Source organism: Pseudonocardia hydrocarbonoxydans, from assembly GCF_006539565.1.
Lineage (GTDB): Bacteria > Actinomycetota > Actinomycetes > Mycobacteriales > Pseudonocardiaceae > Pseudonocardia > Pseudonocardia hydrocarbonoxydans.
Map to the genome: position 1 here is coordinate 33,729 of NZ_BJNG01000039.1, position 25,846 is coordinate 59,574.

23 protein-coding genes and 1 pseudogene are annotated in these 25,846 nt (G+C 74.0%); 12 read left to right on the top strand and 12 right to left on the bottom strand.

The genetic code is table 11. From position 1 onward, the window contains the following. Positions 1-21 precede the first annotated feature (21 nt). Together PHY01_RS21480 and PHY01_RS21485 are read left to right on the top strand one after the other, a co-directional pair. Positions 22-2,007, top strand: a complete 1,986-nt coding sequence (locus PHY01_RS21480; RefSeq protein ID WP_141281212.1) for a glycosyltransferase — start codon at positions 22-24, stop codon at positions 2,005-2,007. After that, the gene (locus PHY01_RS21485; protein ID WP_141281214.1) at positions 2,004-4,880 is read left to right on the top strand and encodes an arabinosyltransferase domain-containing protein; all 2,877 of its coding nucleotides are present in this window, start codon (positions 2,004-2,006) and stop codon (positions 4,878-4,880) included. The genes PHY01_RS21480 and PHY01_RS21485 overlap by 4 nt, the downstream gene beginning before the upstream one ends. Positions 4,881-4,883: 3 nt before the next feature. Here PHY01_RS21485 and PHY01_RS21490 read toward each other — a convergent pair whose 3' ends face one another. The 5 genes and pseudogenes from PHY01_RS21490 to PHY01_RS27220 form a co-directional block, all read right to left on the bottom strand. Further along, complete coding sequence (locus tag PHY01_RS21490; RefSeq protein WP_141281217.1) at positions 4,884-5,144, bottom strand: Txe/YoeB family addiction module toxin; 261 nt, start codon at positions 5,142-5,144, stop codon at positions 4,884-4,886. After that, on the bottom strand, positions 5,141-5,404 hold the full coding sequence (locus tag PHY01_RS21495; RefSeq protein WP_141281219.1) for a type II toxin-antitoxin system Phd/YefM family antitoxin: 264 nt from the start codon (positions 5,402-5,404) through the stop codon (positions 5,141-5,143). The genes PHY01_RS21490 and PHY01_RS21495 overlap by 4 nt, the downstream gene beginning before the upstream one ends. A gap of 156 nt (positions 5,405-5,560) precedes the next feature. Beyond that, positions 5,561-7,480, bottom strand: a complete 1,920-nt coding sequence (locus PHY01_RS21500; RefSeq protein WP_141281221.1) for a glycosyltransferase — start codon at positions 7,478-7,480, stop codon at positions 5,561-5,563. A gap of 68 nt (positions 7,481-7,548) precedes the next feature. Next, a complete protein-coding gene (locus PHY01_RS21505) occupies positions 7,549-8,238 on the bottom strand; it encodes an arabinosyltransferase C-terminal domain-containing protein (protein ID WP_246086061.1) in 690 nt (229 codons plus the stop codon). Next, positions 8,215-10,046 (bottom strand): annotated as a pseudogene (locus PHY01_RS27220) (arabinosyltransferase domain-containing protein); the annotation flags it as partial. The pseudogene PHY01_RS27220 and the gene PHY01_RS21505, both read right to left, overlap by 24 nt. A 35-nt stretch (positions 10,047-10,081) precedes the next feature. On the opposite strand from PHY01_RS27220, the gene PHY01_RS21515 reads away from it, so the two are divergent. Both PHY01_RS21515 and PHY01_RS21520 read left to right on the top strand, forming a co-directional pair. After that, entirely contained in the window at positions 10,082-10,729 is a 648-nt protein-coding gene (locus tag PHY01_RS21515) for a nitroreductase family protein (protein WP_218030273.1), read from the top strand. Between the two features lie 160 nt (positions 10,730-10,889). Beyond that, positions 10,890-12,344: an acyltransferase family protein gene (locus tag PHY01_RS21520; RefSeq protein ID WP_281283689.1), complete on the top strand. Its 1,455-nt coding sequence runs from the start codon at positions 10,890-10,892 to the stop codon at positions 12,342-12,344. A gap of 95 nt (positions 12,345-12,439) precedes the next feature. Here the strand turns inward: PHY01_RS21520 and dprE2 are convergent, their stop codons facing one another. Beyond that, positions 12,440-13,195: a decaprenylphospho-beta-D-erythro-pentofuranosid-2-ulose 2-reductase gene (dprE2, locus tag PHY01_RS21525; protein WP_141281229.1), complete on the bottom strand. Its 756-nt coding sequence runs from the start codon at positions 13,193-13,195 to the stop codon at positions 12,440-12,442. Continuing rightward, on the bottom strand, positions 13,195-14,538 hold the full coding sequence (gene dprE1, locus PHY01_RS21530; protein WP_141281231.1) for a decaprenylphosphoryl-beta-D-ribose oxidase: 1,344 nt from the start codon (positions 14,536-14,538) through the stop codon (positions 13,195-13,197). Before dprE1 ends, dprE2 begins: the two co-directional genes overlap by 1 nt. A 58-nt stretch (positions 14,539-14,596) precedes the next feature. On the opposite strand from dprE1, the gene PHY01_RS21535 reads away from it, so the two are divergent. From PHY01_RS21535 to PHY01_RS21565, 7 genes are read left to right on the top strand one after another with little or no spacing between them, the layout of a single operon-like run. Next, positions 14,597-15,193, top strand: coding sequence for a DUF1707 SHOCT-like domain-containing protein (locus PHY01_RS21535; protein ID WP_141281233.1), 597 nt, complete (start codon positions 14,597-14,599; stop codon positions 15,191-15,193). Between the two features lie 55 nt (positions 15,194-15,248). Then, the gene (locus tag PHY01_RS21540) at positions 15,249-15,893 is read left to right on the top strand and encodes an ABC transporter permease (RefSeq protein ID WP_141281234.1); all 645 of its coding nucleotides are present in this window, start codon (positions 15,249-15,251) and stop codon (positions 15,891-15,893) included. Then, positions 15,890-17,053 (top strand): ABC transporter ATP-binding protein, encoded by a 1,164-nt coding sequence (locus tag PHY01_RS21545; RefSeq protein WP_141281236.1) that lies wholly within the window; start codon positions 15,890-15,892, stop codon positions 17,051-17,053. Before PHY01_RS21540 ends, PHY01_RS21545 begins: the two co-directional genes overlap by 4 nt. Beyond that, a complete protein-coding gene (locus PHY01_RS21550) occupies positions 17,050-17,811 on the top strand; it encodes an ABC transporter permease (protein WP_218030275.1) in 762 nt (253 codons plus the stop codon). The genes PHY01_RS21545 and PHY01_RS21550 overlap by 4 nt, the downstream gene beginning before the upstream one ends. Positions 17,812-17,826: 15 nt before the next feature. Further along, on the top strand, positions 17,827-18,789 hold the full coding sequence (locus PHY01_RS21555) for a glycine betaine ABC transporter substrate-binding protein (RefSeq protein WP_141281238.1): 963 nt from the start codon (positions 17,827-17,829) through the stop codon (positions 18,787-18,789). After that, the gene (locus PHY01_RS21560) at positions 18,786-19,721 is read left to right on the top strand and encodes a glycine betaine ABC transporter substrate-binding protein (RefSeq protein ID WP_141281240.1); all 936 of its coding nucleotides are present in this window, start codon (positions 18,786-18,788) and stop codon (positions 19,719-19,721) included. The genes PHY01_RS21555 and PHY01_RS21560 overlap by 4 nt, the downstream gene beginning before the upstream one ends. Positions 19,722-19,761: 40 nt before the next feature. Beyond that, positions 19,762-20,145: a GtrA family protein gene (locus PHY01_RS21565; RefSeq protein ID WP_141281358.1), complete on the top strand. Its 384-nt coding sequence runs from the start codon at positions 19,762-19,764 to the stop codon at positions 20,143-20,145. Between the two features lie 82 nt (positions 20,146-20,227). On the opposite strand, the gene glfT1 is transcribed toward PHY01_RS21565, so the two are convergent. The 4 genes from glfT1 to PHY01_RS21585 all read right to left on the bottom strand — a co-directional run bounded on the left by glfT1 (position 20,228) and on the right by PHY01_RS21585 (position 23,504). Beyond that, positions 20,228-21,199: a galactofuranosyltransferase GlfT1 gene (glfT1, locus tag PHY01_RS21570; protein WP_141281242.1), complete on the bottom strand. Its 972-nt coding sequence runs from the start codon at positions 21,197-21,199 to the stop codon at positions 20,228-20,230. Between the two features lie 61 nt (positions 21,200-21,260). Next, positions 21,261-22,025 carry a galactan export ABC transporter ATP-binding subunit Wzt/RfbE gene (wzt, locus tag PHY01_RS21575; protein WP_141281244.1) on the bottom strand — a complete coding sequence of 255 codons (765 nt, stop codon included), beginning with the start codon at positions 22,023-22,025 and terminating at the stop codon, positions 21,261-21,263. A gap of 10 nt (positions 22,026-22,035) precedes the next feature. Next, the gene (wzm, locus tag PHY01_RS21580) at positions 22,036-22,872 is read right to left on the bottom strand and encodes a galactan export ABC transporter permease subunit Wzm/RfbD (protein ID WP_141281246.1); all 837 of its coding nucleotides are present in this window, start codon (positions 22,870-22,872) and stop codon (positions 22,036-22,038) included. A gap of 98 nt (positions 22,873-22,970) precedes the next feature. Further along, positions 22,971-23,504, bottom strand: a complete 534-nt coding sequence (locus PHY01_RS21585) for a bacterial proteasome activator family protein (protein ID WP_141281248.1) — start codon at positions 23,502-23,504, stop codon at positions 22,971-22,973. Between the two features lie 62 nt (positions 23,505-23,566). Here PHY01_RS21585 and PHY01_RS21590 point away from each other — a divergent pair, with 62 nt between their 5' ends. Next, positions 23,567-24,772: an aminotransferase class V-fold PLP-dependent enzyme gene (locus PHY01_RS21590; RefSeq protein ID WP_141281250.1), complete on the top strand. Its 1,206-nt coding sequence runs from the start codon at positions 23,567-23,569 to the stop codon at positions 24,770-24,772. Positions 24,773-24,859: 87 nt separating this feature from the next. On the opposite strand, the gene PHY01_RS21595 is transcribed toward PHY01_RS21590, so the two are convergent. Next, positions 24,860-25,846 carry an NAD(P)H-quinone oxidoreductase gene (locus tag PHY01_RS21595; protein ID WP_141281252.1) on the bottom strand — a complete coding sequence of 329 codons (987 nt, stop codon included), beginning with the start codon at positions 25,844-25,846 and terminating at the stop codon, positions 24,860-24,862.

Consider the following 25,846-nt stretch of genomic DNA (forward strand, 5'->3'; position numbering starts at 1 on the left):
CCGACCCGCGAGGAACCCGCTTTGACGACCACCGCCGCCCCGTCCGCCGCCGCAGCCCCGGAGGGGGCCACCGCGCCCGGCGGGCTGTTGCAGCGGGTGATCCTGCCGCGTTCCGGTGACCCGATCGCCGTCCGCTCGCTCTACCTCGACGAGCGCACCGGCCTGCGCCTGACGACGCCGCCGCCGCTGCCGGGGATGCCGCTGCGCGAGGTCACGCTGGTCGGCACGGCCGCCACGGCCCGGCGTCTGCGGGTCCTCTCGCGCACCTCGGCGCTGGTCCCCGAGCAGAGCGAGGTGTCCTTCGGCGCCTACTTCAACGCGTTCGCGGCGGGTTACTGGCGGCACTGGTCGAGCCTCACCGAGGTGCACCTGCGCCTGACGCTGACGGGCTCGGGCCGCGTCGACGTCTACCGCACCAAGGCCGACGGCTCGCAGATCTTCGTGGGCGGGCAGGTCGTCGACGGCCGGCTCGACCTGGACATGGAACTGGACCTGCGCCCGTTCGAGGACGGCGGCTGGTACTGGTTCGACCTCACCACCGACTCCGGCGAGCTCACGCTGCAGTCGGGCGGCTGGTACGCCGCGCAGGAGTCCGCGACGCCCGCGGCCGTCACGATCGGGATGCCGACGTTCAACCGGCCCGCCGACTGCGTGGCCACCCTCAACGCGATCGCCGAGGACCCCGCGGTGCTCGACGCCGTCGTCGCGGTGATCATCCCCGACCAGGGCACGAAGAAGGTCCGCGACGAGGCCGGGTTCGACGCCGTCGCCGCGAAGCTCGGCGACAAGCTGCGGATCATCGACCAGCCCAACCTCGGCGGCTCCGGCGGCTACGCGCGGATCATGTACGAGGCGCTCGGGTCCACCGACTGCGAGCAGATCCTCTACATGGACGACGACATCCTGCTCGAGCCCGACTCGGTGCTCCGCGCCGTCGCGTTCTCCCGCTACAGCCGCGAGCCGATGCTCGTCGGCGGGCAGATGCTGTCGCTGCAGGCGCGCAGCCAGCTCTCGACGATGGGCGAGGTCGTCGACCGCAACGCCTTCCTGTGGCGCAACGCCCCGGGCACCGAGCCGCACCACGACCTCGCCGAGAAGACGCTGCGCCAGACGCCGTGGCTGCACCGGCGCACCGACGTCGACTACAACGCCTGGTGGATGTGCCTGATCCCGCGCGCCGTCGCCGAGGACCTGGGCCTGCCGCTGCCGCTGTTCATCAAGTGGGACGACGCCGAGTACGGCCTGCGCGCCCGCGCGAAGGGCTACCGGACGGCGACCGTGCCGGGCATCGCGATCTGGCACATGTCGTTCCTGGAGAAGGACGACACCAGCGACTGGCAGGCCTACTTCCACTACCGCAACCGGTTCGTCGCCGCCGCGCTGCACGGTCCCGACAACCCGCGCGCGATGCTGATCGACACCGTCAAGCGGTCGCTGCGGCACCTCATGCTCATGGAGTACTCGGCCATGGCGCTGCAGGAGATGGCGCTGCGCGACTTCCTCGCCGGGCCGGAGCAGCTGTTCCCGAAGCTGCCGGTGATCCTCGGGGAGATCCGGGCCAGGCGCGCCGAGTTCGACGACGGGCGCCCCCTCGACTCGGCCACCGAGGTGCCGCTCTCCGAGCTCGACGCCCTGGCCGCCCAGGCCTTCCCCGAGCCGCCGACGCAGAAGATCGCGATCGCGAAGGGCCTGGTCAAGAGCGTGCTGCACAACCTGCGCCCGGTGAACCCGGCGCACCGGGTGGTGCCGCAGCGCAACGTCCCGTCGAAGCAGGCGCAGTGGTTCGTGCTCTCGCGCCTGGACTCGGCCACCGTCTCCACCCCCGACGGCCGCGGCGTCACCTTCCGCCGCCGCGACCCGGCGCTGTTCCGGGCGATGATGAGGCAGTCGGTGGCGCAGGTGCGCGAGGTCGCGCGGGTGTGGCCGGAGCTGCGGCAGCGCTACCGCGACGCCCTGCCCGAGCTGACCAGTCGTGAGGCCTGGGGACGCAACGTCTTCGAGAAGTGACCCGCCTGGTCATCGCCCTGGCTCTGCTCACCGGTCTGCTGGGGATCGGGGCCGTCCTCGCCCCGGTCGACGCCGACGACCCCGTCCTCACCTGGCCGCGCGCCGGGGAGGCGCCGGTGTCGACGGTCGTGCCGCTCTCGCCGTACCGGCCCCTGGAGCTGCGGGCCGACGTCCCGTGCGGGCAGGGCGAGATCCTGCGGACCCTGCCCGCCGACGTCGACGCCACGCTCGGCTCCGGGCTGGTCGTGGCCTCGGCGGACGGGCGGGTCACGATCGACTCGTCGGGACAGCGGCTGCTCGACGCTCCGGTGGCGGCCGGCTGCGCCTACACCGTCGAGGCCGACGCCGCGGGCACCCGGGTGCTGCGCGACGGTGCGGTGGTCGCCGACCGGCCCGGCCTGCTCCCGCCACAGGTGGCGGTGCTGGAGACGTCGGCGACCGGGGACGGGCTCGCGGTGGAGATCCACACCGACGCCCGCTACCAGTCGTCGCCGACGCCGCTCAAGACCGCGCTGCTGGTGGCGCACGGGCTCGCGCTGCTGGCCCTGCTGGTCGTCGCGTGGCGGGCGTGGCCCGGCCGCGGTCCGGGCCTGCGTCGGCCGAGCCCGTCCCCGGCCGACGCCGTGGTGCTGGTCGTGTCGGCCGCGTGGGCGGTGCTCGGCCCCGTCAACATCGACGACTCCTGGTACGCGCTGATGGCCCGCGCGGCAGGGGCATCGGGGTACGTCGGGAACTACATCTACCAGTTCAACGTCACCGAGAACCCGTTCGTGCTCTCGCAGTACGCGATGCAGGCGTGGGGGCAGCTGGGTGGCTGGAACCTGCTGTGGCTGCGCATGCTGCCGCTGGCCTACGGGCTCGCGACCTACGTGCTGCTGCGCGTGCTGCTGGCCACGGTCCTGCCGCGGGTCCGGGCGGTGCCGTGGGCGCTGGCCGGGGCGCACCTGCTGTGGTTCTGCGCCTACGGCATCACGCTGCGCCCGGAGACCGCGATCGTCGTGCTCAGCGCCGCGGTGCTGCTGCTCGTCGAGCTGGCCCGGCGGCGGGAGTCGATCGGGGCGCTCGCCGCGGCCACCGCGCTCGCCGCGCTGGCGATGACGGTGTCGCCGACCGCGCTCGTCGCCGTCGCGCCGCTGGTGGTCGCGCTGCCCTGGCTGTGGCGGTGGCTGCGTGGCGCGTCCGTCGTGGAGCGGACGGCCGCCGGGCTGCTCGCGCTCGCGTCCGCCTCGGTCGTGGTGCCCGTCGGGTTCGCCGACGCGACCCTCGGCGACGTGCTGGAGTCGGTCTCCGTGCACCGCTGGTACTACCGCCAGCACCCCTGGTACGACGAGTTCGTCCACTACGCCGCACTGCTCGGGCAGACCGACCAGGGCGCCTGGGGCAAGCGGCTGCCGGTGCTGTTCACGCTCGCGGTGCTCGTCCTGGGGCTGCTCGCCGTCGGGCGCACCCGCGGGGCCGGCGGGCCGAGCGCCCGGCTGCTGGCCTCGTCGTCGCTGGTCACGGTGCTGGCGCTGGCATCGATGGCGCTCACCCCCACCAAGTGGGTCAACCACTTCGGCGCCGTCGCCGCCCCGGCCACCGTGCTGCTCGCCGTCGCGCTGCTGCGCACCCCGATCCCGCGCCGGGCCGGGACCGGACCCACCGCGATCGCGGCACTCGCCGCGGTGGGTGCCGCCGCGGTGAGCTTCGCCGGGCCCAACCTGTGGCGCCCCTTCGCCGACTGGGGCCAGCCCTTCGGCAACCACGCCGACCTCTCCACCCCGGTCGCGATCAGCGCGACGACGCCCGGCATCGGCCCGCTGGAGCTGCGCAACCCGCTGCTGTGGCTCGCCGTCGCCGGGGTGGCGCTGTACGTCGCCCGCCGCGGGCTCACCCCGGACCGCGCGGTGCTCGGCGTCGCCGTGGCGGGTGGGGTGGCGCTGCTGCTGGCCGCGTTCACACTCGCGCCGCTGCGGCAGGCGCCCGGCGCGTCGGTGGCGAGCACCAACCTGGCGGGCGGCTGCGGGTTCGCCGACGCCGTCACCGTCCTGGACGACACCGGCGTCACGCTCGGCGCCCCGTCCGGTACCGCCGACCTCACCGGCGACGCCGTGGCGGGCACGCCGCCCGAACGCGCCGCCGTCGACGGGGGGAGCTGGCACACCGACGTCGCCGACGGGACGGGCACCGGCTCGGTCGCCACGCCCTGGTACCCGGTGCCCGCCGGCGGGCCCGACGACGCGGTGGTCGTCGCGTCCACCGGCGACCTGCGCGCGGGCCAGGAGATCGCGCTGGAGTTCCGCCTCGACGGCGACGTCACCCCGGTCGTGCTCGACCCGGCCGGGCTGCAGCCCGACTGGGTCGACCGCACCGTCGCACTGGGGGAGCTGCCCGCGCGGCCGGCCGAGGTGCGGGCCGTCGCCCGCGACACCCTCGCCGGTGACGACACCTGGCTCGGCGTCTCCGCCCCCCGCCTCGCCGTGTCCCGCCCCGCCGCCGAGCTGACGGCCGGTGCACCGGTCTTCGCCGACCAGGTCTCCGCGGTGTTCTGGCCGTGCGCCGACCAGATCGAGGTCCGCGACGGCCTCGCCGAGCCCCCCGCCTACCGCCTGCGCGCGGGCGACGGGCTGGAGGAGGCGATCGAGGACAACGCCTTCTTCGCCCCCAACGGCGGCACCCTGGTGGGGATCGACCGCACCGCCCGGTTCGTCGAGCTGCCCTCCGAGCTGCCCGGCGGCGTCGCCACGCTCGGCTGGGGGCACGTCGACCGCGTGGTCTACGACCACCCGACCGGCCGGTTCGACCTCACCGTCGGCACCGAGCGGCGCAACGGCTGGACCCGCCTGCCCACGCTGGTGGGGGAGGCCTACACCGGCCGCGGGTTCATCGGCTGAGGGTCAGTTGCCGTAGTGGTAGCGGCAGGCCGCGATCCGGACCTCGTCCTCGACGATCTTGTAAACCAGCCGGTGCTCGTCGGTGATGCGCCGGGACCAGTAGCCGTGGAACCCGTGCTGGAGCGGCTCCGGCTTGCCGATGCCCTCGTTGCCGTTGCGGTCGATGTCCTGGAGCAGGGTGTTGATGCGCTTCAGAACCTTGCGGTCCTGCGCCTGCCACCAGACGTAGTCCGTCCACGCGTTCTCGTCCCAGACGAGCTTCATCCCTCGCCCGGGTCGACGAGATCGCGGGGGGTGCCGCCACCGTTCTCCAGGCGGTCGATGGCCGCCAGCAGCCGTCGGGCGTTCTCGGGGCTGCGCAACAGGTAGGCGGCTTCCTTGAGCGACTGGTAGTCGTCGAGCGCGACGATGACGACCGGGTCGTGGCCGGCCCGGGTGATGACGACCTCCTCCCGATCCTCGATGACGGAGTTGAGGGTCTCGGCGTAGTGCGCACGGGACTCGGAGTAGGTCATGGTCTTCATCAGCGCCTCCAGGTACAGGAAACTGTACGCCGCTCGATGAGGTGCTGCTACTGCCGCCGCGTTCGTCCGTGGATGTCGTCGAGCCGGGCGCCGTCCTCGCGGGTGGCGACGACCTGTCGGAGCATGACGCCTCCGAGCCGGCCGGCCGCCGGCCCTCTACTTCTCGACGTCGTAGAGGCGGGCCCAGTTCTCGCGGCTGGTGAGCTGCGGCTCGGCGTCGCGGTAGCGCTGGGCCACCGCCGGGCCCTCGGCGGCGACGCGGCGCAGCAGCCGGGCGCCGCGCTTCGTCAGCTCCAGGACCTTGGCCCGGTCGCGGGTGCGGATGCGGTAGCCGTGCTCGCCCATGTCGGCGACGATCGCGCGCTCGAACAGCGACACGTGCCACCAGTGCGCGTCACCGGCCGGGACGAACCCGGTGCGGTGCGGGGCACGGTTCGCCGCCAGGTACGCCACCCGCTTGAGCCAGGTCAGCCGGTGCCGGGTCGGCTCGCCCGGGCTGCGGACGACCTGGACGTCGCGGAAGTCGGGGGCGTCGCGCGGCAGGTCGGTGATCGGGTGCACCACCGTCTCCGGGTACGCCGACCGGATCCGCCGGATCTCCGCGGCGGCCGCGGCCGACCCGTCGGCCAGGATGTCGGGCCCGTCCAGGAAGTCCTCGACGGCCGTCAGCAGCGTGACGGCGAGGCCGTAGTGCATCGCCACCAGGTTCTGCGCCAGGATCTGGCCGAGCCGCCGCACGATCCGCTTCGTCGTGAACGGGGTGTGCAGGGCGGCGGTGATCAGCCCGTTGCGCAGGTTGAAGTACCGGTGCCACTCGTCCCAGTCCTTCCATCCGAAGTCGGCGTGCCACACGCCGGCGCCGGGCAGCGCGACCGTCGGGAAGCCGTGGGCGCGGGCGCGGTAGCCGAACTCGATGTCGTCCCACTGGAAGAACAGCGGCAGCGGGTAGCCGATCTCGCGGACGATCGCCGCCGGGATCAGGCACGACCACCACCCGTTGTACTCGGTGTCGACGCGCCGCTCCTGGTTGATCGGCAGGTCGCGGTCGTCGAGGCCGAGCAGGTTGGCCTCGCGCAGGGCGCCCTGCACCGGCAGGCCGACGGTGAGGATCTCCGGGTCGGCGTACTCCGCGGAGATGTGCAGGTGGGTGGGGTGCAGCAGGTTGAGCATCTGCCCGCCGACGATCGTCGGGTGCGTCGTGGACGCCGCGAACGCGGTGAGCCGCACCAGGATCTCCGGCTCCAGCAGCACGTCGTCGTCCATCAGCAGGACGTCGGAGTGCTCCTCGGGGGCGCCCGCGGTGGCGTCGAACAGGCCGCGGGTGAAGCCTCCCGCGCCGCCCAGGTTGGGCTGGCGGACGTAGCGCAGCTGCGCGCCCAGCGCCGCGGAGACCGCGGCGAACCGCTCCCGCGACTCCAGCGGGTCGGTGCCCTGGTCGACGACCTGGACGACGCCGACGGTGGCGAGCGCGCGGGGGTCGTCGGCGAGGGCCGTCAAGGTGTTGAGGCAGTCCTCGACGCGGTTGAACGTGCAGATCGTGACGTCGGTGCGCGGCATCCGCTCCGGTGCGGGCACGGTCCACTCGACGTCCGACACCGTCATCTCGCCGGTCTCGGTGGACAGCTGCAGGTAGAGGCCGCCGCCGTCGAGGAAGCGGTCGACGCTCGCGGCGAGCGTGACGACCTCCTCGCGCGCGCCGTCGACGTCGTGCACCGCGACGATGCGCCACACCTTGTTGGTGTCCGACGCCAGCACCCGCACGCGGCCGGTGCCGGAGACCGTCAGCGACACCTGCATCTCGGTGACGGCCGTCCAGCGCTGCCAGTACGTGGCGTGCACGCGGCCGAAGTAGGTGTTGGTGCTGACGCGGGTGGCCGGGGCCAGGTGCACACGGTCGCGCTCGCGCCGGGCCGCGCCGAGCTCGACGACGGAGTAGAGGTCCTCGGGCACCAGGCCCGACGGCCCGAAGAACAGCCCGCGCTGGGCGAGCAGGCGGGTGGGCACCGGGACGGCCGCCGGTTCCGCCGTTCCGGCTGCCGAGGGGTCGGTCGGCGCGTCGGTGGATGCCTGCAGCATGAGAGGGATCGTCCTCCGGTCGGGTCGGCGGTTCACCGATCATTGTCCCGGGCCACCGGGACCGGGCGTCAGCGGCCCACGCCCGCTCGCCCGGGTGGCGGATCGCCCTGCGGTCCTGAGGACTCCCAGCCCCACCGCGTGAGGGTGCCGCGCACGGCGTCCGGCTCGCCCGCGCCGGGCTCGTACAGCTCGACGCGGTGCAGCTCGCCCCAGTCGCGGCGCGGTTCGCCGTCGAGCCGGGCCGGCACCTCCACCTGCTCGCCGAGCAGCTCCAGCCAGGCCAGCGGGCCACCCGCCGGGCCCGCCGACCACACGTCGCCCAGCTCGCGCAGCTGCTCGTCGGCCAGCAGCCGGTAGGCGGGCACCTCCGCCACCCCGTCGACGACGGCGAACGGGCGCAGGCACGGGTGCGGGAAGGCCACCGGCCAGTCCAGCAGCACCGGCGCGTCGCCGACGGTGTCGGTGAGCGACGCCCCGCGCACGCGCACCCGGTCGGACAGCCCGCACCCCGCGCCGCCGCGGGCCAGCACGTCACCGCCGACGGAGTAGCTCGTGCGCTGGGCGTGCACGGCCTTGGCCAGCGACCCGACGTCGAACAGCACCACCGCCCCGCAGACGACGACCAGCGGCGCCGACGCCAGCCGCAGCGCCCGGCCGGAGGACACGTGCGGCCCGCGCAGGTGCGACCAGCCCGCCGCGGCCAGGCACGCGGCCGCGGCGAACAGCAGCACCTCGTTGAGCTCGACGCCGCCGACCACCGGGGCGCGGTCGAACCACGGGACCCCCCAGTTCGACACGTACATCCACGCGTTGGGCCCGGTCGCCGCCCACGCCGCCACGCCGAGCGGAACAGCGTGCGGTTGCGCCCCGAGCGCAGCACGGCCGCACTCGTCGCCAGCGCGGCCAGCGCCCCGATGCCGCCGCCGACCGCGGCGAACGCGCCGAAGTGGTGCGTCCACTTCGTGGGGGTCAGCGCCAGGACCGCGAAACCCAGCACGGTGACGGCGATGAGCCGCCTGCTCGGGCCCAGCGCCGCCCCCGGCACGGAGCCGCGGCGCAGGATCACCACTGCGCACACGGCCACGCAGAGCAGGAGCAGCAGCACCGGGAAGCGGCGGGCGAGCGAGCCGTCCTGGTTGGCGGCGAACAGGTCGACGTAGCGGGCCAGCTCGTTGTACCAGGGCACGTTCGGCCCGATCTCGGTGCGGACGCGGGTGGCCTCCAGCACCGTCGACATCGTCTGGTCGCCGAACACCGCCACCAGCACGATCAGGCCCGACCCGAGCACGGGGGCGAGGACGGCGGCCCAGCCGTCGGCGTCCGCCCGGGCGCGGAACAGCACCAGCAGCGGGCGCGCCGCGGCGACGAACGGGCCGACGGCGAGCAGCCCGGTGGGCGTGGCCGCCACCGCGAAGGCCGCCGCGACGAGTCCGACCGCCACCGGCAGCAGCCGGCGCACCACCAGCGCCCGTTCCACCGCCACGTACGCCACGAGCGACCCGAGCACGACGACCGGTTCGGGGCGCAGGCCCGAGTCGTAGGGCAGCCAGAAGCACAGGAACACCGCGCCCGCGGCCCAGCCGGCCGCACTGCTGTCGCGCACCTGCCGCCCCAGCCGCGGCAGCAGCCCTCGGCTGAGCAGCAGCCACGACAGCACCCCCATCACCAGCGACGGCAGGCGCAGCCACAGCGGGGAGTCGTCGACGGCGGCCCACAGCGCGTACAGCTCGTAGAACCAGCCGAACGGGGCCTCGGGGACGTCGAACCAGCGGTAGTAGTTGCCGACGTAGCCGGTGTCGGCCGCGGCGCGCACCATCGTCAGGATGTAGCCGTCGTCGGCGGTGACGGCGCCGATCACCAGCCACACCGCCAGCGTGCCGATCACGACCGCGTCGCGCAGCGGGGCGGCGCCCGGCGCCCGCACGTGCAGCCGGGGCAGGTGCCGCCCGCGCCGGTGGTCGATGCCGCGCAGCGCGACGAGCGCGCCGACCAGCGCGAGCACCGCGCCCACCCCGGCCGCGGTCTTGAGCAGGCCCGGCGTCGAGTCGTAGCGGTTGTCGACGGTGACGGACACGGCGAGCCCCGCCGGGTCGGTCAGCGTCGAGTAGACGCCGACCACCTCGGGCCGCAGGTCGGCCGCCTCGTCGAGCAGCACCCGCCCGTCGAGCACGACGGTGGTGCGCGCGGCGTCGGAGGCGATGGACAGGGCGCAGCCGGGCCCGCCGGGCAGCACGGCGTCGGCCAGCCCGGTCCCGCCCGAGGTCACCGTGACCGTCCCGTCCGCGACGGCGACGGCCAGCCCGACGCCGTCACCGGCCTCGGACGGCGCCGTGGACAGCACGGTCCCGGGGCCCGCGGCGGCGATCGCGGCGCACGGCAGCTCCACGGCGAGCCGTTCCGGGCGGACGGCGACCAGCGGCGAGGTGACGGGGGCGGTGCCGCCGGACGCGGTGGGCCAGCGCAGCTCGAGGGTGTCCTGGTGGACCGGCAGGAAGGGGAACGCGACGGCGAGCACGGCGGCCAGGGCCCCCAGCACGGCGGCGGCCCGGGTGTGGGGCGAACGCATCGCGGCCGACGGTAGTCACCGGCATGATCGGGTCCATGACCCTCCCTCTGGCCCCCGACGAGCTGCTGTCCACCACCCGCTCGGTCCGCAAGCGTCTCGACCTCGACCGCCCCGTCCCGCTGGAGCTGGTCCGGGAGAGCCTGGAGATCGCGCTGCAGGCACCGTCGGGCAGCAACGCCCAGGGCTGGCACTGGATGGTCGTCACCGATCCAGAGCTGCGCGCCGGGGTCGGCCGGTACTACGCCCAGGCCTTCGACGCCTACCGCAACTCGCCCCTCTACGCCGGGCGCGCGGGCACCGGGCACAGTCCGGAGCGGCACGCCGTCCAGGAGCGGGTGACGTCGTCGGCCGAGCACCTCGCGGAGGTGATGGGGCGCGTCCCGGTGCACGTCATCGCCTGTATCACCGTGGGGGAGGAGCTGCCCCACGGCAACCAGGCGGGCCTGTGGGGTTCGCTGCTGCCCGCGGCCTGGAGCTTCCAGATCGCCGCCCGCGCCCGGGGCCTGGGCAGCGCGTGGACGACGCTGCACCTGCGCTACGAGAAGGAGATCGCCGCGCTGCTCGGCATCCCCGCCGACGTTCGCCAGGGCGTGTTGCTCCCGACGGCCTACTACACGGGCGAGACGTTCCGCCCCGCGGCGCGCGAGCCGCTCGACCGGGTGCTGCACCTCGATCGCTGGTAGCTGATCGTGACCGCGCACGCGGCCGGCGATGCCGCCCCGGCCGCGCGACGATCACCCGGTCGCCCCACCGGGTGTGAGCGGAGAGTGAGCGGGTTCGGCATCCAGGTACACACCGGGTGTCACCCGCACCGCTGGTCCGAATGCCACCGTTACTGCAATCGTGACGATCGCTGCCCCGCGGACCACCCCATCCGGGACTCAAGCCGACTCCTCCGGTGAGATCCGCGGTCTCACGGGTCTCCGCATCGTCGCGGCCGTCTGGGTGGTGGCCTTCCACTTCCACTTCACGGCCATGACCGGGGTGACGGAGGTGGTCGGCGTGCTGGGACCGCTGATCACCTCCGGGGCCCTGGGCGTCGACCTGTTCTTCGTCCTCAGCGGGTTCGTGATCGCCCACACCTACCTCGCGACGCTGGGGCCGGCACTGCACGCCGGCCCCACGGCGCGGTTCGTCTGGGCCCGCTTCTGCCGGATGTGGCCGGTCTACGCGCTGGTCTTCCACCTGTTCGGCCTGTGGCTGCTCGCCCGGCTCCTGCTCGGCTCCGACTCCGACATCGCCTTCCAGGGCGTGCAGCCGGTGATGAGCGTCGAGCAGTGGGTGCAGCAGCTGCTGATGGTGCAGATGTGGGACGACGAGTTCCTCGACGGCGCGTCCTGGGTCGGCCCCACCTGGTCGATCAGCGCCGAGTGGCTCGCCTACCTGCTGTTCCCGGTGGCCGCGCTGGTGTTCCACCGCCTGCGCCACCTGCCGCTGCCCGTCCTCGGGGCCGGCGCCGTCGCGCTGATGCTGCCGATCGCCTCGGCCTACGCCACGACCGGCAACCCGTACTACGAGTGGAGCTGGGTCGTCCGGATCCTCTGCGGGTTCGGCGCGGGTGTCCTCGTCCACCTGGTGGTGGCCCGGCTGCGGCGCACCGAGGCGGTCCGCCGGGCGGCGTCGACGACGGCGTGGGTGCTGCCGCTGCTGATGGCCGCCGGGCTCTACGGCGGGCAGTTCGTCGCCCCCGGGTTCGGTGGCGTCGTCATCGTCGGGTTCCCGGTGCTGGTCGGCGCGCTCGCGCTGGCCGACCGCGGCCCCGCGACGGTGCTCGCCCGCCCCGCGCTCGTCCAGGGCGGGAAGGTGTCCTACAGCCTCTACCTCGTCCACATCCCGATGTTCGAGATCCTCTGGCTGGCCCAGGCCTACGTCCCGGCGCTGCGCGGCGGGGTCGTCGGGCACCTGGTGGCGCTGCTGGTGATCGGGGCGACCTACCCGGTGGCGGCCGCGGCGTTCCGGTTCGTCGAGGAGCCGGCCCGGCGCCGGCTGCGCCGCCTCGGGGCCCCGCGTCCCGTCGTCGCCGCGCCCCTGGCCGTCGACCACGGCGACGCGGATCTGCCCGCCCCGGCCCGGCCCGCCGGAGCGGCGCGCGACCGGGCGCCCGCCGCGGCGGCCCACGGCCCGCGGACGGCGCTGCCCACCCCGCGCCACGCCGCCTCGCCCACCCGCCGGCCCACGCTCGCCGCGGAGCTGCTCGCGGTGCAGCGCCGCAGGCCCACCCACCGCGCCGACACCTGGGGCGCGTTCGAGCGCGCCGGCCTGGTGCGCGCCACGATCCTGCACGCGGGGAGCGAGTAGGGAGCACTGCCCCGCCCCTTCCGCCCGGTGGTTCCTCCACCGTCGGGCGGGAGGGGCGGACGGTGCCCCACGCTCACGAGATCGCGGCGGCCGGGTCAGACCGGCAGGCGGCGGAACAGCGGGCGGGGGACGTGGCGCAGGGCGCTCATCACGTACCGCAGCGGGCCGGGGGCCCAGACCAGCTCGCGCCGGTTGCGCACCGCGTCGACGACGATCGCGGCGACGGCCTCGGGCGTGGTCGACAGCGGCGCGGGGGACAGGCCCTCGGTCATCCGGGTGTGCACGAAGCCGGGCCGCACCACCGTGACGTGCACGCCCGCGGGCCGCAGCGCCTCGGTCAGCCCCGAGTAGAACGCGTCCATCCCGGCCTTGGTGGAGCCGTAGACGAAATTGGAGCGGCGCGCCCGCTCCCCGGCCACCGAGGACAGCGCGACGATCGAGCCGTGGCCCTGCTCGGTCATCCGCTTGCCCAGCGCGACCCCGACCGACACCGCGGCGGTGTAGTTGACCTGCGCGAGCTGCACGGCGGCGTCGACGTCGGTCCAGGCCACCTCGTTGTCGCCGAGCAGCCCGAACGCGACGAGCGCGACGTCGATGTCGCCCCCGGCGAACGCGGCGCGCACCACCTCGGTGTGCGTCTCGGGAGCGGCCGCGTCGAACTCGACGGTCTCGACCGCGCAGCCGAGCTTCTCCAGCCGGGCCTGCGCGGCGTCGAGCCGGTCGGACCGCCGGGCGGCGAGCACGACCCGCAGCGGCCGGTCGGAGGCGAAGGCCTCGACGACGGCGAGGCCGATCTCGCTGGTCCCGCCCAGCACCAGGACGGACTGCGGGTTGCCCACGGCGTCGATCATCAGTGCGTCAGCTCCAGGCGTCGGGACATGTCGGACGTGAACACGCCCGTGGGGTCGGCGGCGTCGCGGACCTTGCGCCACTCGTCCAGGCGCGGGTAGCCGCGGCGGATCGCCTCGGGCGTGGTGCGGGACTCCTTGGCCAGGTAGTGCCGGCCGCCCGCGTCGAGGACGAGCTGGTCGAGCTCGTCGCACAAGGCGCCCAGGCCGTCGTTGACCGGGATGTCGACGCACAGCGTCCACCCCGGCCTCGGGAACGACAGCGGCGCCCGGTTGCCCTCGCCGAAGCGCTTGAGCACGTTGAGCGCGGAGACCTGGCCGTGCGCGTGCATCCGCTCCAGCACGCCCCGCACGACGTCGCCGCGCTCCAGCGGCACCACGAACTGGTACTGCAGGAACCCGCGCGGGCCGTAGCCGCGGTTCCACTCGCCCAGGATGTCGAGCGGGTGCAGGAACTGGGTGATGTTCTGGATCGCGCCGTGCCGGGTGGGCGACTTGCGGTACCAGAGCTCGCTGAACAGCCGGCCCGTGAGCTTGTTGAGCAGGCCGGGCGGGAACACGTCGGGCACGGTGAGCAGCTGCGGGGCGTCGAAGCGCAGCGGGTCGCGGCGCAGCTTGGGCGGCAGCTCGTCGAGCGTGGCGTGGTTGGCGCGCATGAGCAGCCCGCGGCCGAAGCGCGCGCCGGTGCTCACGGCGTCGAACCAGGACACCGTCTCGGCGTACTTGTCGTCGTCGACGGACTGCGCGGCCATCAGCTCGTCGAGGGAGCCGATCTGCTCGGTGTCGACCGTGAAGTAGGCCGTCTCGACGTGGTGCAGCACCAGCGTGGCCCGCACGACCACGCCGGTGAGGCCCATGCCGCCGACGGTGGCCCAGAACAGGTCGTCGGCGGGGGTGAGGGTGTGCGCGCGGCCGTCGGCGGTGACCAGCTCCAGCGACTCGACGTGGTTGCCGAAGCTGCCGACGACGTGGTGGGCCTTGCCGTGGATGTCGGCGCCGATCGCGCCGCCGATCGTGACCTGGCGGGTGCCGGGCAGCACCGGCAGCCACAGCCCGAACGGCAGCGCGGCCCGCATCAGCGTGTCCAGGCTGACGCCGGCGTCGACGACCACGCGGCCCGAGTCGGCGTCGACGGAGTGGATGCGGTTCAGACCGGTCATGTCCAGGACGGTGCCGCCCGCGTTCTGCGCCGGGTCGCCGTAGGAGCGGCCCAGCCCGCGGGCGATGACGCCGCGGGGCCCGGCGGCGGCCAGAGCGGCGGTGAGGTCGGCGGCGGAGCGCACCGGGACGACGTTCGCGAGGGTGGGCGCGGTGCGACCCCATCCCCACAGGCTCGTGTTGGGCATCGCGGGCCAGGCTACGCGCGCCCGGAGCGACGGCCCGCGCCGCACTATCCTCGACGGGGTGACCGTCCAGCCGCCCGACAAGCCCGGCTTCCGGATCTCCGACGCCGACCGGGAGCGCGCCGCGACGCGCCTGCACCACGCGCTGGCCGAGGGCCGGATCACGGTGTCCGAGCTGGAGGAACGGCTCACCGTCGTCTACGCCGCCCGCTACGAGGCCGACCTGGTGCCCCCGCTGGCCGACCTCCCCGGACCCGAGGTCGCGCCCGTCGCCGCGGTGCCCTCCACGCCGTCCGGCCCGCCGGTGGTGCTGCGCGCGGGGATGTCGACGATCAAGCGCACCGGCGACTGGGACGTGCCCGCGCGGCTGCGGCTGCAGTCCAGCATGGGCACGATCGTGCTCGACTTCTGCGACGCCACGATCCACCACCCGGTCGTCGAGGTCGAGGTGGACGTGGGCGCGGGCAGCGTCCGGCTGCTGGTGCCCGACGACGCCACCGCCAACGTCGACGACGTGGCGTCGAGCATGGGGACGGTCCGGAGCAAGGTGCCCTCCCGCCCGCGTCCCGGGGCGGTGCACTTCGTGGTGCACGGGCGCACCGGGATGGGATCGGTGACGGTGCGGCGGCGCTACCAGGTGGGCGGCCTGAAGTTCTGATCAGCGTTTGTGCGCACCGTTGCCCCGTGTCACCCTCCGGCGTCGGGGGTGATCGGTGGACTTCTTCCGCTACCTGGGTTCGCGCTGGGACAACATCCTGGAGCTCGCGGTCGAGCACGCCGTGGTCACGGCGCTCGCCGTCGCCCTGGCCACCCTGATCGGCGTCGGCCTGGGCATGGCCACCTACGACCGCCCGCGCTGGCGCCAGGCGGTGGTCACCGTCGCGTCGGTGTTCCTCACGATCCCGTCGCTGGCCCTGTTCGGGCTGTTCATCAGCGTCCTGGGGCTCGGCACGACCCCGGTCGTCGTCGCGCTGGTCATGTACTCGCTGCTGCCGATCGTCGCGAACACGATCGTCGGGCTGCGTGAGGTCGACCCGGCGGTCGTCGAGTCGGCGCAGGGCATGGGGATGGGCCGGGTGCAGCGGCTGCTGCGCATCGAGCTGCCGCTGGCCTGGCCGGTGATCCTCACCGGCATCCGCGTGTCGACGCTGGTGGCGCTGGGGATCGTGGCGCTGGGTGCCTACATCCTCGGCCCGGGCCTGGGCAACGACATCTTCGCCGGGCTGTCCCGGATCAGCAGCCCCAACGCGCTCAACCTCGTTCTGGGCGGCGTGCTCGGCGTCGTCCTGCTGGCGGTCCTGTTCGACCTGTTCTACGTCCTGCTCAACCGGGTGACGACCTCGCGGGGGATCCGATGACCGCCACCAAGATCCGCCTCGACGCGCTCACGAAGCGCTTCCCCGGGCAGGCGCGCCCGGCCGTGCAGGAGCTGTCGCTGGACATCCCCGAGGGCGAGATCGTGATCTTCGTGGGCCCCTCGGGGTGCGGCAAGACCACCACCATGAAGATGATCAACCGGTTGATCGAGCCGACGTCCGGGCGCATCTTCCTCGACGACGAGGACGTCACCCGGGTCGACGCCGACCGGCTGCGGCGGCGCATCGGCTACGTCATCCAGCAGATCGGGCTGTTCCCGCACCAGACGATCGCGCAGAACATCGCGACCGTGCCGAAGCTGCTGGGCTGGGACCGCAAGCGGATCGCCGAGCGCGTCGACGAGCTGATCACCACGGTGGGCATGGACCCGGCGGCCTACCGCGACCGCTACCCCAAGCAGCTCTCCGGCGGCCAGCGCCAGCGCATCGGGGTGGCCCGCGCGATGAGCGCGGACCCCGACGTGATGCTGATGGACGAGCCGTTCGGCGCGATCGACCCGATCACCCGCGACCGCCTGCAGAACGAGTTCCTGCGGCTGCAGGCCGAGATCCGCAAGACGATCGTGTTCGTCACGCACGACATCGACGAGGCGATCAAGATGGGCGACCGGATCGCCATCCTGCGCGAGGGCTCGGAGATCGCCCAGTACGACACCCCGGAACGGATCCTGGTCGACCCGGCCGACGAGTTCGTCGCCGACTTCATCGGCCGCGGTGCCTCGCTCAAGCGGCTGAGCCTGAGCCGGGTGCGCGACATCCCGCTCGGCGACTGGCCCACCGTGGCCGACGGCACCGATCCGGAGCAGGCCCACCGCATGCTCGCGGCGAGCGGCCGGAGCAGCCTGCTGGTGCTCGACGCGCAGCGCCGCCCGCGCAGCTGGGTCACCGCGGAGCACCTGCGCCGCGCCGACGGCCGCCCGCTCGCCGAGGTCGGCCTGCCGCTGGCCACGGTCGGCCCCGCCGCCACGTTGAGCGACACGCTCAACGAGATGCTCACCGCCCGCTACAGCACGGCCGTGGTCGTCGACGACGCCGGCGGCTACGGCGGGGTCGTCGACATCGACACGATCAACGGGGCCATCCGCGGGATGCGCACCGCGGAGCACGAGCGCCCGCGCGGCGACCTGGAGCCGCCGTCGTGACCGTCGCGATGGCCGAGGAGGTCGACGCCGGCCGCCGGCGGTCGGCCCTGGGCTGGCTGGTCACCCCCGCGGTGCTGGCGCTCGTGCTGCTGGCGCTGTTCGCCTACGTCGGCAGCCGCCCGCTCGACAGCATCGAGGAGCGCCGGGTCAACCCGGACTTCATCCTCCGGGCCGCGGTCGAGCACGTCACGCTGACGGTGGTGTCCACGGCGCTGGTCCTGCTCATCGCGATCCCGGTCGGCATCGCGCTGACCCGCCCGGGGCTGCGGCGGGTGACCGGCCCGGCGGTCGCGGTGTTCAACATCGGGCAGGCGGTGCCCTCGATCGGCGTGCTGGTGCTGCTCGCCATCGTCTGGGGCGTCGGGTTCTGGCCCGCCGTCGTCGCGCTCGTCGCGTACTCCGCGCTGCCGGTGCTGCGCAACACGATGATCGGGCTCACCCAGGTCGACGAGGCGGTCGTCGAGTCCGGCCGCGGGATGGGGATGAGCCGGCTCGGTGTGCTCACCCGCATCGAGCTGCCGCTCGCGGTGCCCGTCATCCTCACCGGGCTGCGCACCGCGCTGGTGATCAACGTCGGCACGGCCACGCTCGCCTCGCTGACCAACGCCGGCGGGTTCGGCGACATCATCATCACCGGCCTGGTGCAGAACCGGCCGCTCGTCACCGTCGTCGGCAGCGTGCTCACCGCCGTGCTGGCGCTGTCCATCGACTACCTCGGCCGGGTCGCCGAGGCCGTTCTGCGCCCGCGGGGGCTCTGAGGAGAAGGGGGCGCGATGCGCCACACGAGACTGGCCACGGCACTGGCCGCGGCCGCACTGCTGGCCGCGGGCTGCGGGGGAGGCGGCGCGTCCGGGGTCGGCGACGGCTCCGGGGAGGGCACGCTGGCGGCGGTCGACCTGAGCGGGGCGACGTTCCGCGTCGGGTCCAAGGAGTTCACCGAACAGGTGGTGCTCGGTGAGATCGCCGTGCAGGCCCTGGAGGCCGCCGGCGCCGATCCCGGACAGCTCGCCACGATCACCGGCTCGACCAACGTGCGCACCGCGCTCACCTCGGGCGAGCTGGACATGTACTGGGAGTACACCGGCACCGGCTGGAGCACCCACCTGCAGAACGAGATCGCCGCCGCGCCGCGTGACGAGGCCGAGCTCTACACCGCGGTCCGGGAGGCCGACGCGGCCAACGGCGTCGCCTGGCTCGCCGCCGCCCCGCTGAACAACGCCTACGCCATCGCGATCGGCCGGGCGACCGGCGAGCGGCTCGGCATCGCCACGCTGTCCGACTACGCCGCGCTCGTGAACAGCGACCCCGCGAACGCGACGATGTGCGCCGCCGCGGAGTTCCTCACCCGCGACGACGGCCTGCCCGGGGTCGCCGGCACCTACGGCTTCCCGCTGCCGCCCGTCGCGGAGCTGGAGCTGTCGCTGATCCCGGCGGAGACGGCCGGGGGCACGACCTGCACCGTCGGCGAGGTGACCGTCACCGACGGCGCGGTCTCCGCCAACGACCTCGTGATCCTCGAGGACGACCGGGACGCCTTCGTCGACTACAACGCCGCGATGACGGTCCGCCAGGAGGTTCTGGACGCGAACCCACGGCTGGCCGAGGTGTTCGACCCGATCGCCGCCGCGCTGACCTCGGACGTGATGCGCGGGCTCAACGAGCGCGTCGACGTCGGCGGGGAGCTGCCCGACGAGGTGGCCGAGCAGTGGCTGGCCGAGAACGGGTTCACGGCATGAGGCGCCTGGCACCGGCCCTCGTCGCGGCCGCGCTGGCGCTGGCCGCGTGCGGCGGCACCGGCGGCGCCCCGGCGGGCGGCGCGGACCTGTCCGGGGCCTCGTTCACCGTCGGGTCCAAGGAGTTCACCGAGAACGTCGTGCTCGGGGAGATCACCGTGCAGGCGCTGGAGGCCGCCGGTGCCGACGTGGCCCCGCTGGCCACGATCACCGGCACCACGAACGTGCGCACGGCGCTGACCTCGGGGCAGCTCGACATGTACTGGGAGTACACCGGCACCGGCTGGTCGGCGCACCTGCAGCGCGAGGTGAGCGAGGCCCCGCGCGACCCGGCGGAGCTCTACGAGGTGGTCCGGCGCGACGACGCGGCCAACGGCGTCGCCTGGCTCGACGCCGCCCCGCTCAACAACGCCTACGCGGTCGCGCTCCCGCGGGAGCGCCAGGAGCAGCTCGGCGTGCGGACGCTGAGCGAGTTCGCGGCGCTGGTCGCGAGCGACCCGGCGCAGGCCCGGCTGTGCGCCGCGGCGGAGTTCCTGACCCGCGACGACGGCCTGCCCGGCCTGCAGCGCGCCTACGGCTTCGAGCTGGCGCCCGCCGCGATCTCCGAGCTGGAGCTCTCGCTCATCCCGGGCGAGGTGGTGCGCGGCGAGGCGTGCACCTTCGGCGAGGTCTTCGTGACCGACGGGGCGGTGGCGGCCAACGACCTCGTGCTGCTGGAGGACGACCGGGCCGCGATCACCCCGTTCAACGCGGCGCTGACCGTCCGGCAGGAGGTGCTGGACGCGAACCCGCGCCTGGCCGAGGTGTTCGCGCCGATCACCGCGGCGCTGACCTCGGACGTCATGCGCGGGCTCAACGAGCGCGTCGACGTCGGCGGGGAGCTGCCCGACGAGGTGGCCGAGCAGTGGCTGGCCGAGAACGGCTTCGCCGGCTGACCCCGCTACCCTCGCCGGTGTGACGACGACGGACGCCCCGATGGGGCTGCGCGGGCAGCTCGCCCGGTTCGTCGCCGTCGGGGCGGTGTCGGCGCTGGTCGACTTCGGCTTCTACCACCTGCTGCTGCAGGTCGGCGCCGTCCCGCCGCTGGCCAAGGGGATCTCCTTCGTCCTGGGCACCACCACGGCCTACCTGCTCAACCGCCGGTTCACCTTCACCGCCTCCGGCGGCGGGACGGGCCGGTTCGCCGGGTTCGTGCTGCTCTACGGGACGACGTTCGCGCTCAACGTCGGCGTCAACTCCCTGGCGCTGGCGTTCCTGCCGGCGATGCCGCTGCGCACCAGCACCGCGTGGGTGCTGGCGCAGGGCGTGGCGACGGTCGTCAACTTCGTCATGCTGCGCACGGTGGTCTTCCGCACCTGAGCCGGCCGCTCGCGCACGCGGCGCGGTCCGTCGCACAGGTCGAGTCCTGTGCGCGAGCCCGAACGGTGTGCGAGCGCGGGCGTCAGGCCCGGTGGAAGTGTTCCGCGCGGCCCTGGCGGATGAGGCGCAGCCACGTCGCGAACTCCCGCGGGCTGCGCCGGGTGACCAGGAAGTACCAGGCGAAGCGGGGCAGCTCCAGCAGCCCGACGCGGCGCATCCCGGGCTGGGAGATCAGGTAACCGCGGTTGCGGTAGGTGTAGTAGCGCTTGACCTCGTCCTCGGGGTCGCGCGCGTGCAGCCGCCCGCCGAGCATGGGCTTGTCCTCGTGGCGGGCGGCCGGGTGCAGGTAGGCCGCGTGCAGCGCGGTGCCGAACGGCAGGCCGGAGCGGACGAGGCGCCGGTGCATCTCCACCTCGTCGCCGCGGACGAACAGCCGCAGGTCCGGCACGCCCACCACGTCGAGGGTCGAGGCCCGGAACAGCGCCCCGTTGAACAGCGCCGCGATGCCGGGCAGCAGCTCCGGGTCGGCACCGTCGGCGGTGGCCAGTGCCGCGCGGGAGCTGTGCCAGGTGAGGCCGCGGCGCACCGGGAAGGCGAGGCGGTCGGGGTCGTCGAGGTCGGCGACGGTGGGGGAGACCGCGGCCAGCCCGCGACGCTGCGCGAGGTCGAGCAGGGTGGCCAGGACGGTGTCGTCGGCGGCGCGCCCGTCGTCGTCGGCCAGCCAGACCCAGCCCGCGCCCAGCGCCAGCGCGTGCAGCATCCCGAGGGCGAACCCGCCCGCCCCGCCCAGGTTGTTCCACGAGGGCAGGTAGGTGGCCGGGATGCCGCAGCCCTCCACCACGTCACGGGCCGGGCGGTCGGGACCGTTGTCGACGACGACCAGGTGGTCGACGGGCCGGGTCTGCTTCGCCAGCACGGCGAGGGCCTCGGTGAGGAGCTCGGCGCGGTGACGGGTGACAACGACGGCGACCACGGAGTCGGGGCCGAGGGGGGAGTCGGGGCCGACGGCGTCGCGGGGGCCGGTCGCGGGGGTGGACGGGCCGGTCGGGGGCATGATCACCGTCCGGGAACCGGCGCGCACCCGGTTCCGAGACGTCGACCATGGAGCGGGGCGGTCACCGCGCTTCGATCTCCGCCAGGACGTCGCGACCCTTGTAGTGGTGCAGGACCTCGCGCAGCGGGCCGTGCTCGCGGATCGTGCCGTGCTCCATCCAGATCGCGGTGCTGCACAGGTCGGCGAGGAACTCGTCGGAGTGCGAGGCGAACACCAGCATCCCGGAGCGCTCCACCAGCTCCTTGAGCCGGTCGCGGGCCTTGGCCAGGAACTCCGCGTCGACGGCGCCGATGCCCTCGTCGAGGAGCAGGATCTCCGGGTCGACGCTGGTGACGACGCCGAGCGCGAGGCGCACCCGCATGCCGGTGGAGTAGGTGCGCAGGGGCATGTCGAGGTAGTCGCCGAGCTCGGTGAACGCCGCGATGTCGTCGACGCGGGCGTCCATCTCCTTGCGCGTCATGCCCAGGAACAGGCCGCGGATCAGGATGTTCTCCAGCCCGGAGATCTCCGGGTCCATGCCGACGGCGAGGTCGAACACCGGCGCCACCTTGCCGATGATCCTCGCCCGGCCGCGGGTGGGCTCGTAGATGCCCGACATGAGCCGCAGCAGCGTCGACTTGCCCGCGCCGTTGTGCCCGACCAGCGCCACGCGGTCGCCCTTGCGCAGCGACAGCGAGATGTCCCGCAGGGCCTCGATGATCGGGACCTTGCTGTCGGTGCCGATCCGCCCGCCGGCCTTGCCGAGCACGGCCTTCTTCAGCGAGCGCGTCTTGGCGTCGAAGATCGGGAAGTCGACCGAGGCGCCCTGGATGTCGATGCTGACCACGAAGTGCTCCTCAGACCCAGTACGCGACGCGGGAGCGGTAGTTGCGCAGGCAGACCAGCGCCGCGCCGATCCCCACCACGGTGATCGCGCCCGCGATGTACCAGTGCCGCCAGGCGATCTCCTGGCCCAGCATCGGCTGGCGCAGGATCTCCACGAAGTGCATGACGGGGTTGAGCTCGGCGATCCGTGCGCGCTCGGCGACCGCGGGGTTGCGCAGCAGCGTCTCGTACTGCCACACGATCGGCGTCATGAAGAACAGCAGCTGCGACAGGCTCGCGATGATCGGGGGGATGTCGCGGAAGCGGGTGGCGATGATGCCGGTGAGCACCGAGATCCACGCGCCGTTGAGCACGAGCAGCGCGAACGCCGGGATCGCGAGCAGCAACGACCAGCCCAGCGGCTGCGGGAAGATCAGGATCAGGACGGCCCACACCACGAGGTTGTGGACGAAGAACAGCGACTGGCGCCAGACGAGCCGGTAGATGTGCAGGCTCAGCGGGGCCGGCAGGAACCGGATCAGCCCCTCGTTGGCGATGAAGACCTCGCTGCCCTCGAGGATGCAGCCGTTGATGAAGTACCAGATCAACAGGCCGGTGGCGACGTAGGGCAGGAACGTCGCGATGTCCTCGCCGAACAGCGCGCCGTAGAGGATGCCCATGGCGGTGGCGACCACGGCCATCGTCACGCTGATCCAGAGCGGGCCGAGCACCGAGCGGCGGTAGCGCTGCTTGATGTCCTGCCAGCCCAGGTAGCCCCACAGCGGGCGCTGCTTCCAGCCCTGGCGCAGGTCGCCGAACGCCCGCGACCAGCTGCGCGGGCCGGGCTCGTCCGGGAGCGGGGGCGGCATGGCGCCCTCCGTCCGGTCGTCGCCGGCAGTCACCGTCTGTGCCACGGATCGAGACTACCGGCGCGCCCGTGTGCCGCCCCGGTGCGGGGCGGGCCCGGCTACAGGTACTGGCCCGTCCCGCGCCCCAGGCCGCCCTCACCGGGCTGACCGGGGACGGCGCCGGGGGGCAGGCCGCGGCGCATCTGCTCCAGCTGCGCGCGGGCGGCCATCTGCTGGGCGAACAGCGCGGTCTGGATGCCGTGGAACAGCCCCTCCAGCCAGCCGACGAGCTGGGCCTGGGCGATCCGCAGCTCCGCGTCGGAGGGGGTGGCCTCCTCGGTGAAGGGCAGCGAGAGCCGGCTCAGCTCCTCGCGCAGCTCGGGTGCGAGGCCGTCCTCCAGCTCCTTGATCGAGTTCTCGTGGATCTCACGGAGCCGGGCGCGCGACGCGTCGTCCAGCGGCGCCGCGCGGACCTCCTCCAGCAGCTGCTTGATCATCGTGCCGATCCGCATGACCTTGGCGGGCTGCTCGACCATCCCGCCGATGCCGCCGCCCTCGCCGTCGGACTGCGGCATCTGGGCCATGCCGACGGGCTGCCCGTCCGGCCCGATGACCATCACCTGCTGCTCGGCTCCGTTCTCGGGCTGGGTCATGTGTCCACGCTCCGTGCTCGCTGGGTGACTGATCGATTAGGTGCCCCCGCTACCGTATCCGGATGGGGTTCGACGTCGCTCGGGTGCGGGGGCTGATCCCCGCCCTCGGCGACGGTTGGGTGCGCCTGGACGCCACGGCCGGGATGCAGCCGCCGGAGGGTGTCGTGTCCGCGGTGACGGGGGCGTTCCGCCGCTCGCGGTCCGCGGCCGGCGCGCCGTTCCCGGCCTCCAGGCTCTCCGCGGACATCGACGCCGACGCCCGTGCGGCCGTCGCCGACCTGGTCGGAGCCGACCCCCGCGGCGTGGTGCTCGGCCCCGGCGGCCCGGCAGAGCTGCTGCGCCGGCTCGCCGACGCCGTCGGCGACACCTGGGCACCCGGCGACGAGATCGTGGTCTCCCGCCTCGACGACGCCCCGAACGTCGCGCCGTGGCTGTGGGCGGCCGGGCGGCGCGAGGTCGGGGTGCGCTGGGCGGAGATCGACATCGAGACGTGCGAGCTGCCCACCTGGCAGTTCGACGAACTGCTCTCCGACGCGACGCGGGTCGTCGCCGTCACCGCGGCGTCGGGTCAGGTGGGCACCCGCGTCGACGTCGCCGCGATCGCCGAGCGCACCCGCGAGACCGGCGCGCTGCTCGTCGTCGACGCCTGCGCGGCCGCGGCCTACGGGCCGGTGCGGCTCGACGCGCTGGGCGCCGACGTGGTCGTCCTCGACGCCGCGGCCTGGGGCGGGCCGCACGTCGGCGCGCTGGCCTTCTGCACCCCGGCCCTGCTCGACCGGCTCACCGCCTGCTCGCTCGACCCCGCCGCCCGGGGTCCGCACCGCCTGGAGCTCGGCCCGCAGTCCTACCCGCAGCTCGCGGGGCTCGTCGCGTCGGTCGACCACCTCGCCGCGCTCGACGACACCGCCACCGGCCCCCGCGGCGATCGGCTGCTCACCTCGCTCGACGCCCTGGCCCGCCACCAGGAACGCCTGCTCGACGACCTGCTGTTCGACCTCGTCGGGGCCGGCGCCGACGTGCTCGGCTCGGTGGGGGACCGGATCCCCGCCCTGTCGTTCACCCACGCGCTGCCCGCCACCGACGTGGCCGAGCACCTCGCCCGCCACGGCGTCTGCGTCCTGCCCGACACCGGGGAGCGCGGCGTGCTCGCCCACCTGGGCACCGCGGAGATCGGCGGGGTCGTCCGGGTTGGGCTTGGCCACTACACCACCCGCTCGGAGACCCGCGCCCTCACCGAGGCCCTGAACACCCTGCCCGCCCTCCGCTGACCCGCGAGTCCCCCGTTTCCCGCGCGCGAGTCCCCGTTCCCCCGCGCGCGAGTCCCCGATTCTCCGCCCGCGAGTCCCGCTCCCGCGTCAGGGCGTCGTCAGCAGGATCTTCCCGACGACCCCGCCCGCCTCCAGCGTGCGGTGCGCCTCGGCCGCGTCCGTCATCGGCATGCTGCCGTGCACGATCGGCCGCACCCGCCCGTCGGCGATCATCGGCCAGACGTTGGCGGCCACCGCGGCGACGACGGCGCCCTTGCCGTGCGGCCCGTCGACCGGTCGCCCGCGCAGCCCCATCGCGGTGACCGAGCCGCGCTTGCGCAGCAGCGCGCCGATGTCGAGCTCGGCCTTCGTCCCGCCCTGCAGCCCGATGATCACCAGCCGGCCGTCGGGGGCGAGGGCGTCGAGGTTGCCGGCGAGGCCCTTCGCGCCCATGTTGTCCAGGATGACGTCGGCGCCGTGGTCGTCGGTGGCCTTCTTCAGCTCGGCGGCGATGTCGTCGTGGTAGTCGATGACGATGTCGGCGCCCAGCTCGCGGCAGCGCTCCAGCCGGTCGGGGGCACCCGCGGTGGCGGCCACCCGGGCTCCCAGCGCCGCGGCCACCTGGATGGCGTGCGTGCCGATGCCGCTGCTGCCGCCCTGCACGAGGAACGTCTCGCCGGAGGCCAGGCGCCCGGCCATCACGATGTTCGACCACACCGTGCACGCCACCTCCGGCAGCCCGGCCGCCGTCACCAGGTCGACGCCCGGCGGGACCGGCAGCAGCTGGGCCGCCGGCACCGCGACCTTCTCCGCGTACCCGCCGCCGGCGAGCAGCGCGCACACCTCGTCGCCGACCTCCCACCCGTCGACACCCTCGCCGAGCTCCGCGATCCGCCCCGAGCACTCCAGCCCGATGATCTCCGAGGCCCCGGGCGGCGGCGGGTAGTTGCCCTGGCGCTGCATGAGGTCGGCGCGGTTGACCGCGCTCGCGACGACGTCGAGGACGACCTCCCCGGGCCCGGCGACGGGGTCGGGCACCTCCGTCCACTGCATCGACTCGGGCCCACCCGGCTCGCTGACGGTGATCGCATACAT

What these genes read in the sequence shown, in the direction of transcription:
- PHY01_RS21490 (WP_141281217.1), bottom strand. Translation starts at nt 5,144, where the DNA reads ATGAAGCTCGTCTGGGACGAGAACGCGTGGACGGACTACGTCTGGTGG.
- PHY01_RS21495 (WP_141281219.1), bottom strand. Translation starts at nt 5,404, where the DNA reads ATGAAGACCATGACCTACTCCGAGTCCCGTGCGCACTACGCCGAGACC.
- PHY01_RS21500 (WP_141281221.1), bottom strand. Translation starts at nt 7,480, where the DNA reads ATGCTGCAGGCATCCACCGACGCGCCGACCGACCCCTCGGCAGCCGGA.
- PHY01_RS21515 (WP_218030273.1), top strand. Translation starts at nt 10,082, where the DNA reads ATGACCCTCCCTCTGGCCCCCGACGAGCTGCTGTCCACCACCCGCTCG.
- dprE2 (WP_141281229.1), bottom strand. Translation starts at nt 13,195, where the DNA reads ATGATCGACGCCGTGGGCAACCCGCAGTCCGTCCTGGTGCTGGGCGGG.
- dprE1 (WP_141281231.1), bottom strand. Translation starts at nt 14,538, where the DNA reads ATGCCCAACACGAGCCTGTGGGGATGGGGTCGCACCGCGCCCACCCTC.
- PHY01_RS21545 (WP_141281236.1), top strand. Translation starts at nt 15,890, where the DNA reads ATGACCGCCACCAAGATCCGCCTCGACGCGCTCACGAAGCGCTTCCCC.
- PHY01_RS21555 (WP_141281238.1), top strand. Translation starts at nt 17,827, where the DNA reads ATGCGCCACACGAGACTGGCCACGGCACTGGCCGCGGCCGCACTGCTG.
- PHY01_RS21560 (WP_141281240.1), top strand. Translation starts at nt 18,786, where the DNA reads ATGAGGCGCCTGGCACCGGCCCTCGTCGCGGCCGCGCTGGCGCTGGCC.
- PHY01_RS21565 (WP_141281358.1), top strand. Translation starts at nt 19,762, where the DNA reads ATGGGGCTGCGCGGGCAGCTCGCCCGGTTCGTCGCCGTCGGGGCGGTG.
- glfT1 (WP_141281242.1), bottom strand. Translation starts at nt 21,199, where the DNA reads ATGCCCCCGACCGGCCCGTCCACCCCCGCGACCGGCCCCCGCGACGCC.
- wzm (WP_141281246.1), bottom strand. Translation starts at nt 22,872, where the DNA reads ATGCCGCCCCCGCTCCCGGACGAGCCCGGCCCGCGCAGCTGGTCGCGG.
- PHY01_RS21585 (WP_141281248.1), bottom strand. Translation starts at nt 23,504, where the DNA reads ATGACCCAGCCCGAGAACGGAGCCGAGCAGCAGGTGATGGTCATCGGG.
- PHY01_RS21590 (WP_141281250.1), top strand. Translation starts at nt 23,567, where the DNA reads ATGGGGTTCGACGTCGCTCGGGTGCGGGGGCTGATCCCCGCCCTCGGC.
- PHY01_RS21595 (WP_141281252.1), bottom strand. Translation starts at nt 25,846, where the DNA reads ATGTATGCGATCACCGTCAGCGAGCCGGGTGGGCCCGAGTCGATGCAG.